The 890-nt window shown below is 44.5% G+C and carries 1 protein-coding gene; it reads right to left on the bottom strand.

The features are described from left to right. Nucleotides 1-808, bottom strand: an 808-nt coding sequence (locus tag A3762_RS03885; RefSeq protein ID WP_156493208.1) for a S1 RNA-binding domain-containing protein, incomplete at its 3' end; no start/stop codon positions are given. Nucleotides 809-890: the final 82 nt, after the last annotated feature.

Consider the following 890-nt stretch of genomic DNA (forward strand, 5'->3'; position numbering starts at 1 on the left):
TTGATACCCATGGATCTTCACCCAACTGCTTAAGACCTAGAGAAACACGGTTGCGCTCACGGTCGAACTTAAGAACTTTAACGTTGATTTCGTCACCAACATTTACAATCTCGCTCGGGTGCTTAATGCGCTTCCAAGCCATATCTGTAATGTGAAGAAGACCGTCAACACCACCAAGATCTACGAACGCACCGTAGTCTGTAAGGTTCTTAACGATACCTTTAACTTCCATACCTTCAGCCATTGACTCAAGAAGAGCATCACGCTCTGCTGAATTTTCAGCTTCAAGTACTGCACGGCGAGAAACAACAACGTTGTTACGCTTTTGGTCAAGCTTGATAACTTTAAACTCAAGCTCTTTGCCTTCAAGGTGCAATGTGTCACGAACTGGACGAACGTCAACTAGAGAACCAGGTAGGAATGCACGAACAGATTTAAGGTCAACAGTAAAGCCGCCTTTAACTTTACCGTTGATGATACCTTTAACGATCTCTTCAGCTTCGAATGCTTTCTCAAGATCTTTCCATGCTTCAGCACGCTTCGCTTTCTCACGTGAAAGTTGCGTTTCGCCAAAGCCGTTTTCTACAGCATCAAGTGCTACGTCAACAGTGTCACCAACTGCTAGTTCAACTTCACCAGCTTCGTTTACGAACTGTGAAAGAGGGATAACGCCCTCTGATTTCANGCCTGCGTTAACTGTAACCCAATCGCTATCGATGTCTACAACCACGCCTTTAACGATCGACCCTGGGGTCATATCGATCTCTTTTAGGCTCTCTTCAAATAAATCTGCAAAGCTCTCGCTCATTACATTTCCTGTATATGATTCTCCGTACCACCAGTTAATACGGTCTATTTACATACGCTCATGACAAACCTCTGGCCGGTTT

The sequence above is a fragment of the Oleiphilus sp. HI0125 genome (assembly GCF_001635355.1).